Source organism: Paenibacillus sinopodophylli, assembly GCF_005930355.1.
Classification (GTDB): Bacteria; Bacillota; Bacilli; order Paenibacillales; family Paenibacillaceae; genus Pristimantibacillus; species Pristimantibacillus sinopodophylli.
The window spans coordinates 291480-307778 of the sequence record NZ_VDBO01000001.1 but is presented as its reverse complement, the minus strand read 5'-3'; the positions used below and the strand labels follow the sequence as shown (position 1 = coordinate 307778).

Here is a 16299-nt window from a genome sequence, read left to right as displayed (position 1 = left end):
CTAAGCCTGCTTTCTGCCATGTTGATATATAGCAGCAATGCCTTCTTCAATCGGAGTATCCTCCAGCGTGAAATCCAAGATTGGCAAATGATCAAGCATCGATTTGATATTGTGCTTTGCTTGCTCCTTCTCTATCTCCAGTGTAACCTCAAGGCCGTCAACGTTTTTAATGACGCCATATTGCAGTAAATCAGCATCACTTACCGTTTGCGAAAGTGTCACTTTAACGATCTTCGTCGCATCAAACATGGCATTAATTTTCGCAAGCTCGCCGTCATACACGACTGCTCCTTCATTAATAATAATTGTTCGTTTGCATAGATCGACGATGTCATTCATGTAATGGCTAGTTAGAACAATTGTTACTTTGTTTTGTTGGTTGTAATACTTGAAAAATTCCCGGATTTTTTTCTGCGATAGCAGATCCAGACCGATCGTCGGCTCGTCTAGAAAGATCACCTTCGGCTTATGCAGCAAAGCTGCAATCAGCTCCATTTTCATTCGCTCACCGAGCGAAAGCCTTCTTACCTGGATTTTTAGCAGTTCCTTGACGTCCAGCAGCTCAGAGAGCTCCTCGACCGTCATTTTGAAATCTTGATCGCTCACCTCGTAGATGCAGCGATTCAAGTTCAGAGATTCATTGGCAGGAAGATCCCACCACAGCTGATTCTTCTGTCCCATGACGATGGAGAATTGCTGCTTGAACGCTTTCTTCCGCTCCCAAGGCTTATAACCAAGAACGGTTGCATTCCCGCCTGTCGGATAGATAATGCCAGAGAGCATTTTCAGTGTGGTCGTTTTCCCCGCCCCGTTGGGGCCGAGAAAACCTACAATCTCCCCTTGCTCGACAGTAAAGGAAACATCCTTAACCGCTTGCTTGTAAAGTGCTTCACGATGAAAGAGGTTTTTAATCGAGCTTTTTAAACCAACTTCTTTTTTGTAATAACTGAACTGCTTGGACAAATTCTGAACTTCAATGATGGACATTCGCGTTTCTCCATTCTTTCGCAGACTGATAGATATGCTGAGACAATCTGATTCGCTCATAAGATTCGGATATAGCGATATTGGGCTTGTGGCCAGCAACAACATCACGAAAAAAAGCAAGCTGATTCACATAGTAGCTTTGAGGCTCAAACTCCATTTTCTCCAGAGCCACCGCATCGCTTCGCTCAATTTTGATCGTGATTTTGTAGTTGCCTAGAGAGGCACGGAAAAAATCAGGCACTGTGACCTTCGCTTTCTCAAAAAAAAGCGTATGACTGGCTTTGTATGACCGCTCAAAGGAAGTGATGAGCGAGGCGTGAAACCCGTCCTCTCTGTTCATTTCAGCCATAAATGTCATATCACACCCATTAGGCCCGTCAAAAGCTGAACGACCAGAGAAAGAATTCAATCGAGCTGACAAGCCTGTCGTTTTTTGCAGAAACTGCAGCCAATAGCAGCCCAAATCATGAAATGAACCGCCGCCTTTTTCAGGCATGCTTCGATAGTTTTGAGATATATCCTCTCTTGGAACGATGCAAATGGCTGATTCGGTACGCAGCAATCGTCCATATCGATTGTCCTCTACCATCGCTCTAAGCGAATGCTGCCATGGATGATGCTGAACCATCAGCGCTTCAAGGATGTGCTTGCCGCCGACGTTCGCGCTCTCGATGGCAGCATATTCCTTAAGATTCAAACAGAGCGGCTTCTCAAGCAGCACATGCTTGTTCGCTTGCACCGCTTTAACCGCCCACTCCTTATGCAAATCATTGCTAAGCGCAATGTACACCAGTTCAATATCTTCACACTGGAGCAATTCCTCATACGATTCGAACGCAATAGGAATATGATAATGGCTGGCATATTGTTTGGCTTTGTCCGCCCCCCGGCTGGCAATGCCATGTACGAGCAGGCCTGATACTTGAGAAATAGGTGTAATCAGCGCCCGTTCTACAATCTGAGCACAGCCGAGGACGCCTATCTGGATCGTTCTCATGTCCATAAGCAATTCCCCATTCTCTCTTAGATGCCGTGCAAATAGAGCACACTGCATTTGGAGCAAGCCGGCGTCAGTCCCCCATTATTAATCGTATCGCGAATTCGATCGTAGGTTTCTGAGTCCCAAACTTCCTTCAAGCCTTGATCAATCAAATTGCCCGGTGAAAACTCCGCGAAAAACTTGCAAGCCATCACCTTGCCGTCAGGTGCAATATCCATACGGGTGGACAAAGCCAGACAATTCGTACCGCAGCGGCTCGTCATCACATCTCCATGAATGAACTCCTGCAGCTCATCGAAATCAAGTCCTGGCTGATATCTCACCCTAATATTCCACAGTCGATCGTTGATTTTGGTAAGCTCATTCGTCAGTGCATCCAATTTATTTGGATTGAATTGATATTTGAAAGCATGCCAGCTGCTAATATGCTGTTCATCCAGCTTATTCAGCCATGAGAAATTTTTCTTGAAATAATGATCCATCGCAGCCGAAGTATCCTTGGAGATGTACCAAGGAAAACAAAGAATAACGAGATCAATTCCCTTCTCTTCGAAAAACACTAGCAAATCATGCATGTGATCAACTAGATTTTCGTTAATTACGGTATGAATCGAAATTCTACCTTTGTAAAGGCCCTCTTCACGCAGCTTTAAGAGCTGATCGATCTGATCCATCGTTCGCTTGAAGGTTCCTTTCCCGCGAATAAGATCATGCTCCTTCTCGAACCCTTCAACCGCAATAAGCAAATCCAAGTTTTCCGAAATTTTAAGAATACTGTCCATATGCTTGTTGATGAGCAGCGCATTGGTGCAAATAACGGTTTCACGAGGGTCTTCGGCCATCATGTCAGCAATTTCAGAAAACTGCTTATGAAAGAGCGGTTCGCCTCCCCATAAATACAATCTGGATTTGGCGCTCTTCGTTTCATCCAATATTTTTTTGAAAATCTGAATGTCCAAATCTCTATTTTGCTCAGCTAGCTCCATATTGTGATGGTAGCCCTCGTCATTCCATTGGAAGCAATGAATACATCTAAGATTGCATCTGTTCGTCAGCTTAATGCCAATCGATTGAGGTAACTCTGTCTTATATTTGGCGTTTAGGCTTTTGTTCTTTTCCCTGTATGGCAGTGCTACGTTTTTGATCGTTCGTTTCAAAAGCTGGAATTTGGCCTCATCCATGTCTACTCTGCTCTTCGGCTGCATCTTAACACCTTCCTATCCTATATTGCTGAAATTTTCATCGTTATAAAAGAGGCAGCAGCCGGTACAGATAGGCAGCAGGTTTTTCTTTAAATATTTCCTAAATTCTTTATACTTCGTTCCGCGCCATATCTCTTTCAGACTCTGCTCATACACATTACCGAGCGACAAATCATAATAAGCATGGCAAGAGGTCACATCACCTCTGGCGTTTACTTCGGTGCTCAGCCATGGATAAATGCATCTGGATTTGACGGTTGACATGCTTAAGGCATCAGCGCTGAAGTATTTTTTTAAGTTTTGGGCGCTAACGTCTTTGGGATAATGATTAAGATAAATGTTATTGTTTGCACAATACTCAATAACACGCGTTAACTGACGTTGCAGCTCCACAAAATCAATTTCACTGAAATCGCTCAGTTGTCTTACAAAGCCTCGCGCCATAGGAGCTCTCGTGACGCCAAACTTCTCATTAATGAGATCCACATATTGTTCATGCATCTCCTCCGTGAGATAGGCCTGCAGCTCCATGCTGAAGCAGTTCAGCTTGCTTAGATCAAGCTCTTCGAAGAAGAAACGCTCCAAATGAATGTAATTGACCGGTGTAATGGTGCAGGTCACACCTATTTCCGGAAGCTGAGTGCCCGCTGCTTGCTTGAGTTCATACAGCTTATCAATGCCTTTCATCGCCTTCTGATACACACCTTTGCCTCTTTGCGCATCATTGATTTCCTCCGGCCCATCTAATGAAACCCAGACGCGACTAGGTCCTGCCTCCACGATCATCTCCGCGTATTTGGACAACAAGGTTCCGTTAGTCGGGAATGAAACGGTGCTGCCGCTCTCCTTGATCATAGTAAGAACCTCTTTGATCCGAGGATATAACAGCGGCTCCCCTCCGAATAAGTCATAATGCGGCTTTGCATCCTTGCAGTCATTGATAATCTGCTCAATGGCGGACAATTCCAGCTGCTTGAGCTCTGGCCTTTCCTTATAAGCTCCACTCTCTCCCCATTCATAACACATCTTGCAGCGAAGGTTGCAGCTCTCTATTACCTGCAGCCAAATCCATTTGGGCATGCCCATCATGCTATCCATAGGTTTCCTCCATGAAGTAATCCGTATAGTTTTTACAAACCTTTTTCTGCTGAATAAGCTTATGGTGTATCGGTTCCAACATTTCCGTAGAATATCCGCTTTTTTGCCAATCCTCATATGTTATTCCAAGACCATAGGCTAACCATAGCCCCGCATTCCGCTGCTCATGCTTACCGAAAGCATCGAGCAATATGATAGGCGTGGCAGACGATAATGCATCCATTAATGAACCGGCTCCAGGCTTGCTGATTACACCTCTTGCCCCTTTAATCACATCATAGAGCCTATGATGCTCTAATTTGCTAGTGTAATGGGGTTCAACTCCTGCAGTAATCTCACTGAAGGGTGGAAGCTGATGTCCGCCATTCTCACCTCTACTCCAAGCATTCCATGCTGGGTCATTCATGTAATAACGAATATTTGGTGCGTTAACATTCGTTTCATGCAGCTCATAGGCCACAACATCCAGCTGTAAGCCAGCTTCTTGCAGTTCAGGAATTTTACCCTGATACGTCCCCATTCCCCAGCCGCCGCCATGAATAACATAACGATCTGATCGTTCCAGGTAGGGAATAATCGGTTGCTCTGAAACATCAATTCGGTAGTTAAGCTGCTGCTTATTGGAATCGTATAGCCATACCTCACGGTAATGCTGAACATAATCCGGGTTGTACTTAAGCAAGCTGCTCCATGAAGGAGAACGGTCCGAATCCACATAGAGAAGATGTACATTTAAGGAATAATCCACCTGCGCTCTTAACTGATCAAGAAGATACACCCAATGTCCTGAAAGTACGATAAAATGCTGCCTCTTCTCCAGCTTCCACTGTTCAATTAAGCCCGCAACCTCATCCAGCGCCAGACTATCGCGGATGTCGCTGGGCATTCTTGCTGATAATAACGCAGCTTTGAAATTAGCATGATAGGTTTGGCGGCTGCCGTTAATTTTGTTCTTCTTGTCCTCCGTAATATAGTTCTCGAATACAAGAACCTCAGTCTCTACCTCCCTCTTATTTAGCTGATAGTCAAGGATCAAGCCGGGTATATAGAAGCCTAAGCCAAATCCCGAGCACAGAATAGTCACTTTACGGTTGCCCACTTGCTCCCCCCTAGTTGAATAGTTTGTATGCATGTCTAGTGAAGCAGCTGCGTAATTGCTCGTTTAATTGCTGTTTCTCATGAACATCTTTACTTACGATTGAATAATATAATCGGCCTTTGGCCGCTTTCTTAAGGTGTTGATTCACATCAAGGGTGTTCGCACTTAATGGAAAAACGCCTTTTCCATTCGAAGCCGTGTAGAGCAAGCCTTCCTTGTCTAGCGAATCTAGTAAATGTTCAAAACCGAAGCTAGCGTTCTCATTCGACACAGACAAATAGCTAAGGTTGCCAGATAATCCGCGTTGTTTCAAGTGCTTGTCGACTTGGTTTTTAATCAAACTCATCGACTTCCTCGCATTAATCTCAATCAACGGAATCACTTCGCCATCCTCCAAAATCATGGAATCCACACAAACATGACCGATGTAACCGTCCTTAAACAGTTCACGGCCTATATTCTCCATCATTTTGAAATAGCCTTTCTCCTCTAGATTAGCCAAAAATGATTGGTCCGGCGTACAAGACTCCGTATAGGCAAAATCAACATTTATAAGCTTGTTTACCGCAATCATATCCAGCTTGCCCTCATCATTTAAGTGAAACTGACAAGAGAAATCCTCACTTTTGCTCAGCAATGGCTCTACAATGAACTGCACAGCTTTTCCTTTATTCTCTTGCGAGGTTAAATAAGCTGCAATTCGCTCCAGCATCGACTTCGATGTTATGAGCAAATTACCTTTCCCTGAAACGCCAAACAAATCTTTAATTAGAAAAGAGCCTTCCTGAAGCAGCTTCTCGCCTGTTTCCAAGAGATCTCCGCCGCTTTGTATCACTTGACCAACATTTCTTATTTGAAGCCGATCCTTCATATGGTGAGAATACAGCTTCGAGTTAACCCTTTGGACAATAGCAAAGGACGGCAAGCGCCCCTGCAGCTTATAACTCTCGCATACTTGATCGCCTCTAGGCAGTACGGCAAAGGGAGCTAAAACAGCATTATTGCCTATCATTTCTGTGAGCTGTGAATGATAATCCGATTCCAGAAGCAATTCAAACATGCTCTTCTGCTTCTCATTCCGAACATCAAGATCAAATGGATTTGATTCGAAATCAAAACCAATCGATCGCAGATAGTTCAGGTATGCCGGTTGAAATGCTTTTCTTGTAAGAATGACATCACCAGGCTGACTGAATAGAAACATCATCTCGTCCATAGCTGACACGATACGCTCTGCGTCTCCATCCGGGAAAAAAGGAAGTTTCGCAAGCTGTGAATCACGCCAATACTGTTCAGCATCAAATGTCGCCACAAAAACATGTTTACGTCTAGCCTTCACTGCTTAATCCCTCACTTTCTTTGGTTAATAAAGTGAAGAAACGTATCAATCGAGCTTAGATGTGACAGATCGAAATCATCAAAATCAATCTCCACCTCAAATTCATCCTCAACTTTCAGAATGAAATTTATGAGCTGCAATGAATCCATGCCTGATTCCTCGATAATATTGGACTGACCATTCAGTGTGTCCAATAAGGATGAATCGTTTTTAATCTCGCTAATCATTTCGATCATTTTGTTCGTCATTCCGAGCTCTCCTTCAATTACAAATGGTTAATGTAAGCACTTACATTAAAGAGTCTGTCAACAACAGATGGTCTGCTTGTAAAGAAATGCACGTAAACAAATAAAAACTTGGAAGGCAACTTAGGAAACGTAATGTTACTAGCATTAGGTGAGTGGTGCACTAGGTGAATGGATGATAAAACAGTTAGTGGAAAAGCTGAGGGTTGATGAAGCTGTAAGGAATGAATCAAAAATATCATATCGAATATAGAAAAAGTACCCCCACATTTAGTGATGTTTTATAGTGAAAATTAGCTATTTTTGATATTTCCACTAATAATCAACTTAACAGTACGATGCCTGCCTCCTCACTTTTCATTGATTATCAATTCCTCGTTAAACATTTAGTTAACAAAAAAGGTGATCACACAGCTCTAGTAGCTGCATGATCACCTTACAATAGGTAGAGTTCTATCTTACAATGCTGTGAATGTTTGTTTCACTTGCTCGAGGATGCTTTGGCGCTCAGCATCTGCATCCGGAGATGTCACACCGCCGAATAGCAATTGATCTACGACTTCAATTCCGGTAAACCCGAAAATACCATCACCAGATGTTTGCTTCAAGGAATTGTTCATACCAATGCTTTCGTAATACTCGAAAGGCGAGCCGTAGGTATTAACGATCAAGCCCTTTTTGCCGGAAAGCAGCTTGTCGATTCCGCCTTCTGCATTATATTGATAAGCAAAGCCGTATGAGAATACCCGATCCACATAACCTTTCAAGATAGCTGGAAGGCCAGTCCACCAAATGGGATAAATAAACGTTACAACGTCTGCATTGATAAGAAACTCCTGCTCTGTCTTAATATCTGCCGGCACATTGCCTTCACGCATAGCAGCTGTATCTTCTGTTGAGAGAACAGGGTTGAAGCCAAGCTCATTAAGATCACGAACATTAACCTCATGGCTGTTAGCTTGAAGAGCTTCTACTGCTGCGTTCAAGATAGCATGGTTAAAGCTTCCTTTGTGCGGGTGTGCGAATACGATTAAGTGATTCATCTGTTATCCTCCTAGAATGTACTTAAAGTTGGAAATGGCTCTGATTATTATACACATCATTTCCTTTTTCTAAATGTAACTATAACAGTTACAATATAGTTAGTCAACTATACACGCTACTTGGCAACTGAAAAAATATTAGAATGCTTGTCCTTTTGAACACGCATTAAAGAACTGACTTATGTTCGAGATTATGTAGGATACGGGCAGGTGCTTCACAACTCTCCAGAAACAATTTTCAGCCCTTACTGTTATGGGGAAAATAACTGGCTAATACACGCAAACTTTCCTCCCGTAGTATACCAGCTGTAACATCCGGTTTATGGGGAGAATTCTCAAATACAATTCGACTGCTATTACTTCCTTTATCATCGAGAAGATTACATAAATCTATATCGCTCGCACTATAAACCAAACGCCCAACTTTTGTCCACACTATTGCGCCGCTGCACATAAAACAAGGCTCGCAGCTCGAATATAACGTGTACTCACGTAAATCTGTAATTTGTGTTGCTTCACAAAATCTCCGGAGCAGCCCCGCTTCTGCATGAAATGTTGGATCAGTTGCCGAATAAATTTGATTTTCATTTGAATATACCATTTCGCCGTCTTTAACTAATACGGCTCCAAAAGGTTCATTACCATTCTTTACCGCAAGTTCAGACAGCCTGATTGCTTCTTTCATAAAAAACTCATCTTGGTTCATATTATTTCTCCTCTTCTTCTTTGAAATAGGAATAATCTGATGTTAACATACTTTGGTTTTTCTCTCTTCTATTAAGATTATTGATGAGTTGATAATTTCCAGCGATATTAGGAAAAAAGTCCATATTTTACATTTAAATAAACACAACGGTCTTATTGTTATGCACGATAACCCGATCCTCCACATGCCAGACGACCGCGCGAGCAAGAACAACTCGTTCAATTTGGCGACCAATTCGTTTAAGATCTTCAACATGGTGACGGTGAGTAACTCGTTGTATATCCTGTTCTATAATCGGACCACCATCGAGCTCTTCTGTTACATAATGTGCGGTTGCACCAATGAGCTTTACACCACGGTGATGTGCCTGTGCATAAGGTTTGCCACCAACAAAGGCAGGAAGAAATGAATGGTGAATATTGATGATGCGATTGCGGTAATGCTGAATAAATTGTGGCGATATGATTTGCATAAAACGAGCCAAAATAATGACATCAACCTCAGCTGCTTCCACTGCTTCCTTGTGTATTAATTCTGCTTCCGCCTTGGTATTAGGTGTTATGGGAACGTAACGATAAGGAATCCCAAAAGAATCAGCAATCGATTTCATATCTGGATGGTTGCTGACGATGAGCGCGATGTCGGCATCAAGATCTCCCGCACGCCACTGTCACAGCAACTCGATAAGACAATGATCCTCTTTTGATACAAAAATGGCTAATCGTTTCTTACGGCTTGACGGAGATAATAACCATTTCATTGCAAACTGTTCCGCCAATGTTGCAAAATCCGACTGGAGCGAAGTCAAACGTTCTGGTAATTCATGTAAGTCAAATTCAATTCGCATGAAAAATATTCCACTAGTCGGGTCCATCGTGTACTGATCCGAATGTACAATATCGGCTCCTTGCTCAAATAAAAATTGCGACACGGCGGCAACAATACCCGTTTGATCCGGGCAAGAGATTAGTAATCTCGCACGGTCTTGAATTTGTTCTGCTACCGAACCGCTTAAATTGGTTCTAATTTTCATTAATGCCTCCTGAAAATTTAATCATACAATGAAAAGCACAAAACTTATTTCATAAGTGCCCCGCAAGGAATTGTGTTTACATCCACATGTTCATTACGTTTTTCATTTAAGAATGGAAAACGTGATACCTTAGCCCGAATCACTTTTTGGCGTGTTCCGGGATTTCCCCAGATAATATGAACTTCACCGTCAATTGCACTGAATTCGGAATCAATGGAACAAAGAGAAATCATTTGTCGATAATAATTACTATACATTCGCCCTGAACTTACTCCAATAAGCTTACCATCCTTCAAGACTTGGTCAGCGTATAATACAGATCGTCCATTCTCTTGTGATAAATGAACGGGCTCCATCTCCATATATGGATCGCCAGGCTGATATTGAGAGGCATATACATCCAGGATATCATCTGCATTCCAGACAAGAGTAACCATTTTACGACGTGGATTTGCTACTTCTCTCTCTAGTGCCTCATGTCCAATAAAGTTATGGTCAAATTTAATCGTCTTTTCCCAACCAAATCAACTGGATTACGGTAGCGTAGCTTTACATCCGTACCCAAGCTACCCTTTAACAATGTTGATGGGCGTTGTTCCTTCTGCGTCTTGCCAAGATATTTCATGAAACCTTGTTCTTCTCCCCATGGACATGGAAAATGTACAAAGGACTGCGGAAAGCCACCTTCTGTATGGTTCATCTTATAGGCAGTAAGACCAAGTTTTCGAATGACGTAAGGCTCTCCTGATGTCATGATAGCATCGTAAATGGTGCTTACATATTGGTTTTTACCGTGAATTTCGTAAGCGAGTGTGCCTGCCATGCCCATCCGGGTTACCCGAATCTCATGACCTGCTATATGACTTATCCGGTGACGTCCAAATTTCAAATCATGCAGGCATTCTCCAGTCGCAGATTCTAATATTTCAAGAGATTTTGGTCCAGCAAGCTGAAAAACAAACTCATCAACAATAAATTGACCCTGAGCATCATAATTTCCTGTTTCTAATTTATAGGCAGCATACGGTGCTAAGAAATACGTGATAAACTCCTCTTCGCCTACTCGGAGCAACACGCCATGTGTCATAATTAAGCCTGCATCATTGCACATGATTGCGTGTTTTAGAGTACCGATGGGAAATTTGGCTAAGCTGTTGACACAAGTGTCAGCAAAGAACTTCATGGCATCAGGTCCTGTGACGCGGTAAGCACTCGCTGGGTTCAGACCAGTATGCAGATAACAAGTCTCCTTCGCTGACAGGGATTCGTCTCTTCAGTTCGTATAAGCAATGGGGAGTGCCTTCCCAAATGACATCGCCTTGCTATTAATATAAAAGTCAACTTGGGGATCATAAGACTCATAATTGGAAAGCATCAGTTTCTCACTGTTATGTTCTAGACCGTTAGGAGTTACATTTCCCACGATTCATACACCTCTTTATTTTATTTAAATCGAAATGGTTGCTAAGGTATGCTTTAGGCAGTGGAACCTAACCATTGTCGTACTTATGATGCCTTTACTTACTGTTCTCGCTCGGGGACTTTACGCAGCAGGACCGCAAGCGCGCCAGCCGCGAGAGTTACGATCATTATGAACAACAGTGCCAAGGATGAATGACCAACTCCAGGCCCACCATATAATAGGTTCATGCTGCCCTCCACGGCGTAGGTTGCTGGCAGTATAGAACCTAGACCATGATAAAAATCGGATAACAGTTCGCGAGGTAATGTGGCTCCAGAAGTAACAAGCTGAGATGACAGCGTCATAATATTTAATAGCATTCCCGCGTTACCGAATAACATTAGGAATAGCTGGGATACGAACATAAAGGTCAAAATAAACAAGGCTTGAAAACCCCATACCGCAATAAAACCTTGTTCCATCTGTCCGCCTAGTGCGACGAGAAGTGACGTTCCCACCAACGATACAACGATGGATGAAACGATATTAATGATGCCTCGTGCTGCGAATTGCTCCCATTTGCTTAACTGGCCGCCTATCATCATCGATGACTGTTGGAGATTCAAACTTAATAGCATCGCTCCAATGTATCCCGCCAAAACCATCATCATCGGCAGCATTTGGTTATTCATGCCGTTCACAGGGTTTGAATAGGAGATATCCGAAGTAATTCTCTCTGACAATGAATCAGCAGCACTTGCCACTTGCTGTTCCGTCAGATCATTTCCTCCCAGCAGGTTCTTTGCGCCTAACGCAATGGCTTGTTTATTGACTGAGCTCGTCACGTTGCCCACAATAGTTCCCATAATACTCTTCACTGTTGCTGCGTTAGATTCGTTAATGTCGTAATGGAGTCTCGCTATCTTATCCGGATTCATCACTAATTCTGAAAAATCTGACGGAATCGTAATCACCATTTGCAGCTTGCGTTCATTCAACTGAGTTTTCGCAGTCGCTTCGTCCGCGATTAATAGGGTTTGAACAGGTAGTGATTCCTGCAGATTCTCAGCGACTGCAGATCCCATCTGCGTGTCCAGCGAGACAATCCCTACTTTGAGGTTTTTCATTCTGTCAGCGCTCATAGCCCCATCATAACCAGTCATCCAGATCAAGGAAAAGATAATTTGAAACATGATAGCTGTAATAATACCCGCCTTCGTGGTCGGTTTTTTCAAAAAAGTAATTAATGCGTTTTTCATAACTAGGTCAAATCCCTTCTTCGTACAATTCTGTAAACCGATAAATCGTTGATCGTTTTCACTCTCACTCATTGGGTAGACGGAGTTTCCCGGGTCTCGACATCCACTGCTGAATGAAAAAGAAAAGAACAATTGAATAATAACATCCCCCTGTCAATACCCTGCACAAACATAAATTGACTTCAAGTGATTTATTTTTTTCATATAATAGATAACTTATTTCACATAATGAAATGCTATCGATCAGGTCTATTACGTGCGTTCATTTTATGTTTCTAGAGACTTAGCTTGCTTAGGAATTCAGACTACAAATAAGCATGAAAAAAAGACCAACCCGAAGGTTGGTCACGTCATTTCCTTTATTAATTTCCCATCCATTGGAAGTGGAAGCTGCCCTTTTTATCCAAACGCTCGAATGTATGCGCCCCGAAATAATCTCTTTGCGCTTGCAGCAAGTTAGCTGGCAGACGCTCTGATCGGTAGCTGTCATAATACGCAAGTGCAGAAGAGAATGCTGGAACTGGAATCCCTCTAGTAACTGCTGTTGCGATTACACTACGCCATGCATCTTGATAGTTCTCCACGATTCCTTTGAAGTAATCGTCTAAGAACAGATTTTTGAGTTCTGGATTTTTATCATAGGCATCCTTGATGTTCTGCAGAAATCCTGCACGGATGATACAGCCGCCGCGGAAGATCATTGAGATGCTGCCGTAATTCAAGTTCCAGTTATACTCATCGGAAGCTGCTCTCATCTGCGCAAAACCTTGCGCATATGAAGCGATCTTACTCGTATACAACGCTTTGCGAACCGCTTCAATAAACGCCTTAGGATCTCCATCATAGCTTGAAGTCGAAGGACCGCTTAGAAGCTTGCTTGCAGCAACCCGCTCTTCTTTCATTGCGGAAAGGAAACGTGCAAATACGGATTCCGTGATGATGGACAATGGCACGCCGAGATCCAAAGAGCTCTGGCTTGTCCATTTGCCTGTTCCTTTTTGACCCGCTGAATCCAGAATAACATCGACCATCGGTTTTCCTGTTTCTGGATCTGTTTTTGCGAAAATGTCAGCTGTAATTTCAATTAAGTAGCTGTCCAGCTCGCCGTTGTTCCATTCCGTGAAGATGTCGTGAAGCTCACTTGTGCTGAGGTGAAGGACATCTTTCAACAATTGATAAGCTTCGCCAATCAGCTGCATATCGCCGTATTCAATACCGTTATGCACCATTTTGACATAGTGCCCAGCTCCGCCTTCGCCGATATACGTCGAACAAGCATCGCCGTTAACCTTTGCAGAAATTGCAGTGAGGATCGGCTCTACAAGCTCATAGGCATCCTGCTGCCCACCTGGCATAATGGCAGGCCCTTTAAGCGCACCCTCTTCACCGCCTGAAACACCAGCTCCAATGAAGCGGAACCCTTTGGCTTCAAGATCTTGATTTCTTCTTTGCGTATCAGGGAAATAAGCGTTGCCGCCGTCAATGAGAATATCTCCTTTTTCCAAATACGGAACCAGCTGGTCGATCGTGTCATCCGTCGCTTGCCCTGCTTTTACCATAATTAATATTTTACGAGGCGTCTCCAAAGATTGTACGAATTGCTCTAGACTGAACGTACCCAATACATTCTTACCTTCTGCTTCTGCCAGCAGTTCATTCGTTTTCTCAGGCGAACGATTATACAAGGCTACTGAGAACCCTTTGCTTTCCATATTCAAGGCTAGGTTTTTACCCATTACCGCTAATCCGATTACACCAATTTGTTGTTTAGACATCGTAGATTTCCTCCCTGCTATTTGTAAACATCTCTCTATCCATCATTATTCAGATTTAACAACCGCTAAACGCTGCAGAAGCTCTGCCTTCTGTAATTCAAAGCCTGGCTTACCGAGCAGCGCAAACATATTCGTTTTGTATGCTTCTACGCCTGGTTGGTCGAACGGGTTAACGCCAAGCAGCAAACCGCTGATACCGCATGCTTTCTCGAAGAAATACACCATTTCTCCATATGTGTATTCCGTAAGCTCATCTAATTCAACTACCAGATTCGGAACCCCTCCGTCAACGTGTGCAAGGCGTGTTCCTATAGCAGCTTGCTTATTCACTTCATCCATCGTCATGCCCGCAACAAAGTTTAATCCATCCAGATTGCCTTCGTCTGCTTCGATCGTCAGCTCAATTCTCGGCTTGCTCACAGCAAGCACAGTCTCGATGAGATCACGTCGTCCTTCTTGGACATATTGACCCATGGAATGCAAATCAGTTGTAAAGTCGACAGACGCTGGATAAAGACCCTTCTGATCTTTGCCCTCGCTTTCACCAAATAGCTGCTTCCACCACTCAGCAACAAAATGCAAGGAGGGTTCAAAGTTAGCCAGCAGCTCGATTGTTTTCCCTTTGCGATACAAGGCATTGCGTACTGCAGCATATTGATAGCTCTCGTTAGTTGCAAGATCAGGATTGTTATATTTCTGTGCTGCAGCCGCAGCTCCCGCCATCATCTGGTCAATATCAAGTCCAGCTGCTGCAATCGGCAGCAGACCGACAGCAGTCAATACGGAATATCGTCCGCCAACATCATCGGGTATAACGAAAGTTTCGTAGCCTTCTTCGTCTGCAAGCTTCTTCAAAGCTCCCTTGGATTGGTCGGTGGTCGCAAATATACGACGCCTCGCTCCCCGTTTCCCATATTTCTTTTCCATATAATCACGCAATATACGGAATGCAATAGCTGGTTCCGTCGTCGTTCCCGACTTCGAAATGACATTAATGGAAATATTTTTCCCCTCGAGCATTTCAAGCAAATGCGTAATGTATGTGGAGCTAATATTGTGGCCGGCAAAATAGATCTGCGTTTTACCTTCCATCTGGTTATGAAACGTATGGGATAATGCTTCAATTGCAGATCTAGCCCCAAGGTAAGAACCGCCGATTCCAATTACAATTAACGCATCGGAGTGGCTGCGAATACGCTGAGCGGCGTGTTTAATTCTCGCAAATTCCTCTTGATCATATTCTAGCGGAAGGTTGACCCAACCCAAGTAATCGGAGCCGGGTCCTTCCTTTTCATGAAGCTTACGGTGAGCCACATTCACGAAATAGCCGAAATAATCGATTTCATGCTGCTGGACAAATGATAAAGCATTGGAGTAATCAAATGTAATAGCCATCTAGAGCGACTCCTTTGAATGTATAGTTAGCCTGCGCTTACAGCTCAGTCGTTTTTTTCCAATCTGCTGCAAATTTCTCCATCCCTTGATCCGTAAGCGGATGTTTGGAAATTTGCTCAATTACGCTGAATGGAATGGTTGCAATATGCGCGCCAGCCAACGCTACACGGGTAACATGATCTGGGTGACGAACAGATGCCGCAATGATTTGAGCATCCAATTTATGCGTACGGAACAACTCAGCAACTTTCACGATCAGTTGTACGCCATCCTCCGAAATATCATCCAAGCGGCCAAGAAACGGCGATACATAGGTTGCGCCGGCACGAGCAGCCAAGAGTGCTTGGTTCACTGTGAAAATAAGCGTGACATTCGTTTTCACGCCTTTTTTAGTCAGATAACGGCAAGCTTCTAGACCTGCAAGCGTCATTGGCAGTTTAATCGTGATGTTTGGATCATTGTTGTTAATTTTAATTAGCTCATTCGCTTGTGCGATCATTTCTTCCGCCGTAATCGCATCAGGTGTTACTTCAGCAGATACGGATTCTACCTCAGGAACCTCGCGCAAAATTTCTTCAATACGATCTTCGAATTTCACGCCTTCTTTTGCAACTAGCGACGGGTTCGTCGTAACACCGGACAAGACACCGATTTTGTAAGCTTTCTTAATATCTACAAGGTTAGCTGTATCGATAAAAAATTTCATATTTATTACC

The 16299-nt window shown here is 43.3% G+C and carries 15 protein-coding genes and 1 pseudogene; all 16 read right to left on the bottom strand.

Annotated features, from left to right (window positions below; translation table 11 throughout):
• The 16 genes and pseudogenes from FGT79_RS01145 to fsa all read right to left on the bottom strand — a co-directional run bounded on the left by FGT79_RS01145 (window position 1) and on the right by fsa (window position 16289).
• Entirely contained in the window at window positions 1–987 is a 987-nt protein-coding gene (locus FGT79_RS01145) for an ABC transporter ATP-binding protein (RefSeq protein WP_138750955.1), read from the bottom strand.
• The gene (locus tag FGT79_RS01140) at window positions 974–1990 is read right to left on the bottom strand and encodes a Gfo/Idh/MocA family protein (RefSeq protein WP_246096079.1); all 1017 of its coding nucleotides are present in this window, start codon (window positions 1988–1990) and stop codon (window positions 974–976) included. The genes FGT79_RS01145 and FGT79_RS01140 overlap by 14 nt, the downstream gene beginning before the upstream one ends.
• Window positions 1991–2010: 20 nt before the next feature.
• Complete coding sequence (locus FGT79_RS01135; protein ID WP_138750954.1) at window positions 2011–3192, bottom strand: radical SAM protein; 1182 nt, start codon at window positions 3190–3192, stop codon at window positions 2011–2013.
• 12 nt (window positions 3193–3204) lie between these two features.
• Window positions 3205–4287: a radical SAM protein gene (locus tag FGT79_RS01130; RefSeq protein WP_246096077.1), complete on the bottom strand. Its 1083-nt coding sequence runs from the start codon at window positions 4285–4287 to the stop codon at window positions 3205–3207.
• On the bottom strand, window positions 4280–5386 hold the full coding sequence (locus FGT79_RS01125; RefSeq protein ID WP_138750953.1) for a UDP-glucuronosyltransferase: 1107 nt from the start codon (window positions 5384–5386) through the stop codon (window positions 4280–4282). The genes FGT79_RS01130 and FGT79_RS01125 overlap by 8 nt, the downstream gene beginning before the upstream one ends.
• Window positions 5387–5396: 10 nt before the next feature.
• Window positions 5397–6725: a hypothetical protein gene (locus tag FGT79_RS01120; protein WP_138750952.1), complete on the bottom strand. Its 1329-nt coding sequence runs from the start codon at window positions 6723–6725 to the stop codon at window positions 5397–5399.
• 11 nt (window positions 6726–6736) lie between these two features.
• The gene (locus FGT79_RS01115; protein ID WP_138750951.1) at window positions 6737–6973 is read right to left on the bottom strand and encodes a phosphopantetheine-binding protein; all 237 of its coding nucleotides are present in this window, start codon (window positions 6971–6973) and stop codon (window positions 6737–6739) included.
• Window positions 6974–7428: 455 nt separating this feature from the next.
• A complete protein-coding gene (locus FGT79_RS01110) occupies window positions 7429–8013 on the bottom strand; it encodes an NAD(P)H-dependent oxidoreductase (protein WP_138750950.1) in 585 nt (194 codons plus the stop codon).
• Window positions 8014–8251: 238 nt separating this feature from the next.
• Complete coding sequence (locus FGT79_RS01105) at window positions 8252–8719, bottom strand: nucleoside deaminase (protein WP_138750949.1); 468 nt, start codon at window positions 8717–8719, stop codon at window positions 8252–8254.
• A 133-nt stretch (window positions 8720–8852) separates the two neighbouring features.
• A pseudogene (gene purU / locus FGT79_RS01100) lies at window positions 8853–9752 on the bottom strand (formyltetrahydrofolate deformylase).
• 44 nt (window positions 9753–9796) lie between these two features.
• Complete coding sequence (locus tag FGT79_RS01095) at window positions 9797–10114, bottom strand: hypothetical protein (RefSeq protein WP_171056033.1); 318 nt, start codon at window positions 10112–10114, stop codon at window positions 9797–9799.
• A 104-nt stretch (window positions 10115–10218) separates the two neighbouring features.
• Window positions 10219–10935: an aminomethyltransferase family protein gene (locus FGT79_RS01090; protein WP_138750947.1), complete on the bottom strand. Its 717-nt coding sequence runs from the start codon at window positions 10933–10935 to the stop codon at window positions 10219–10221.
• A 338-nt stretch (window positions 10936–11273) separates the two neighbouring features.
• The gene (locus FGT79_RS01085) at window positions 11274–12413 is read right to left on the bottom strand and encodes a YhgE/Pip domain-containing protein (protein ID WP_138750946.1); all 1140 of its coding nucleotides are present in this window, start codon (window positions 12411–12413) and stop codon (window positions 11274–11276) included.
• Window positions 12414–12775: 362 nt separating this feature from the next.
• Complete coding sequence (gene gndA / locus FGT79_RS01080; RefSeq protein ID WP_138750945.1) at window positions 12776–14188, bottom strand: NADP-dependent phosphogluconate dehydrogenase; 1413 nt, start codon at window positions 14186–14188, stop codon at window positions 12776–12778.
• A gap of 45 nt (window positions 14189–14233) precedes the next feature.
• The gene (locus tag FGT79_RS01075; RefSeq protein WP_138750944.1) at window positions 14234–15583 is read right to left on the bottom strand and encodes a glucose-6-phosphate isomerase; all 1350 of its coding nucleotides are present in this window, start codon (window positions 15581–15583) and stop codon (window positions 14234–14236) included.
• A 37-nt stretch (window positions 15584–15620) separates the two neighbouring features.
• Entirely contained in the window at window positions 15621–16289 is a 669-nt protein-coding gene (fsa, locus tag FGT79_RS01070; RefSeq protein WP_138750943.1) for a fructose-6-phosphate aldolase, read from the bottom strand.
• Window positions 16290–16299 lie beyond the last annotated feature (10 nt).

Excerpts from the sequence above, each read along its gene's own strand:
- FGT79_RS01145 (WP_138750955.1), bottom strand. The coding sequence starts at position 987 with ATGTCCATCATTGAAGTTCAGAATTTGTCCAAGCAGTTCAGTTATTAC.
- FGT79_RS01140 (WP_246096079.1), bottom strand. The coding sequence starts at position 1,990 with ATGGACATGAGAACGATCCAGATAGGCGTCCTCGGCTGTGCTCAGATT.
- FGT79_RS01135 (WP_138750954.1), bottom strand. The coding sequence starts at position 3,192 with ATGCAGCCGAAGAGCAGAGTAGACATGGATGAGGCCAAATTCCAGCTT.
- FGT79_RS01130 (WP_246096077.1), bottom strand. The coding sequence starts at position 4,287 with ATGGATAGCATGATGGGCATGCCCAAATGGATTTGGCTGCAGGTAATA.
- FGT79_RS01115 (WP_138750951.1), bottom strand. The coding sequence starts at position 6,973 with ATGACGAACAAAATGATCGAAATGATTAGCGAGATTAAAAACGATTCA.
- FGT79_RS01110 (WP_138750950.1), bottom strand. The coding sequence starts at position 8,013 with ATGAATCACTTAATCGTATTCGCACACCCGCACAAAGGAAGCTTTAAC.
- FGT79_RS01105 (WP_138750949.1), bottom strand. The coding sequence starts at position 8,719 with ATGAACCAAGATGAGTTTTTTATGAAAGAAGCAATCAGGCTGTCTGAA.
- FGT79_RS01095 (WP_171056033.1), bottom strand. The coding sequence starts at position 10,114 with ATGGAGATGGAGCCCGTTCATTTATCACAAGAGAATGGACGATCTGTA.
- FGT79_RS01090 (WP_138750947.1), bottom strand. The coding sequence starts at position 10,935 with ATGAAGTTCTTTGCTGACACTTGTGTCAACAGCTTAGCCAAATTTCCC.
- FGT79_RS01085 (WP_138750946.1), bottom strand. The coding sequence starts at position 12,413 with ATGAAAAACGCATTAATTACTTTTTTGAAAAAACCGACCACGAAGGCG.
- gndA (WP_138750945.1), bottom strand. The coding sequence starts at position 14,188 with ATGTCTAAACAACAAATTGGTGTAATCGGATTAGCGGTAATGGGTAAA.
- FGT79_RS01075 (WP_138750944.1), bottom strand. The coding sequence starts at position 15,583 with ATGGCTATTACATTTGATTACTCCAATGCTTTATCATTTGTCCAGCAG.
- fsa (WP_138750943.1), bottom strand. The coding sequence starts at position 16,289 with ATGAAATTTTTTATCGATACAGCTAACCTTGTAGATATTAAGAAAGCT.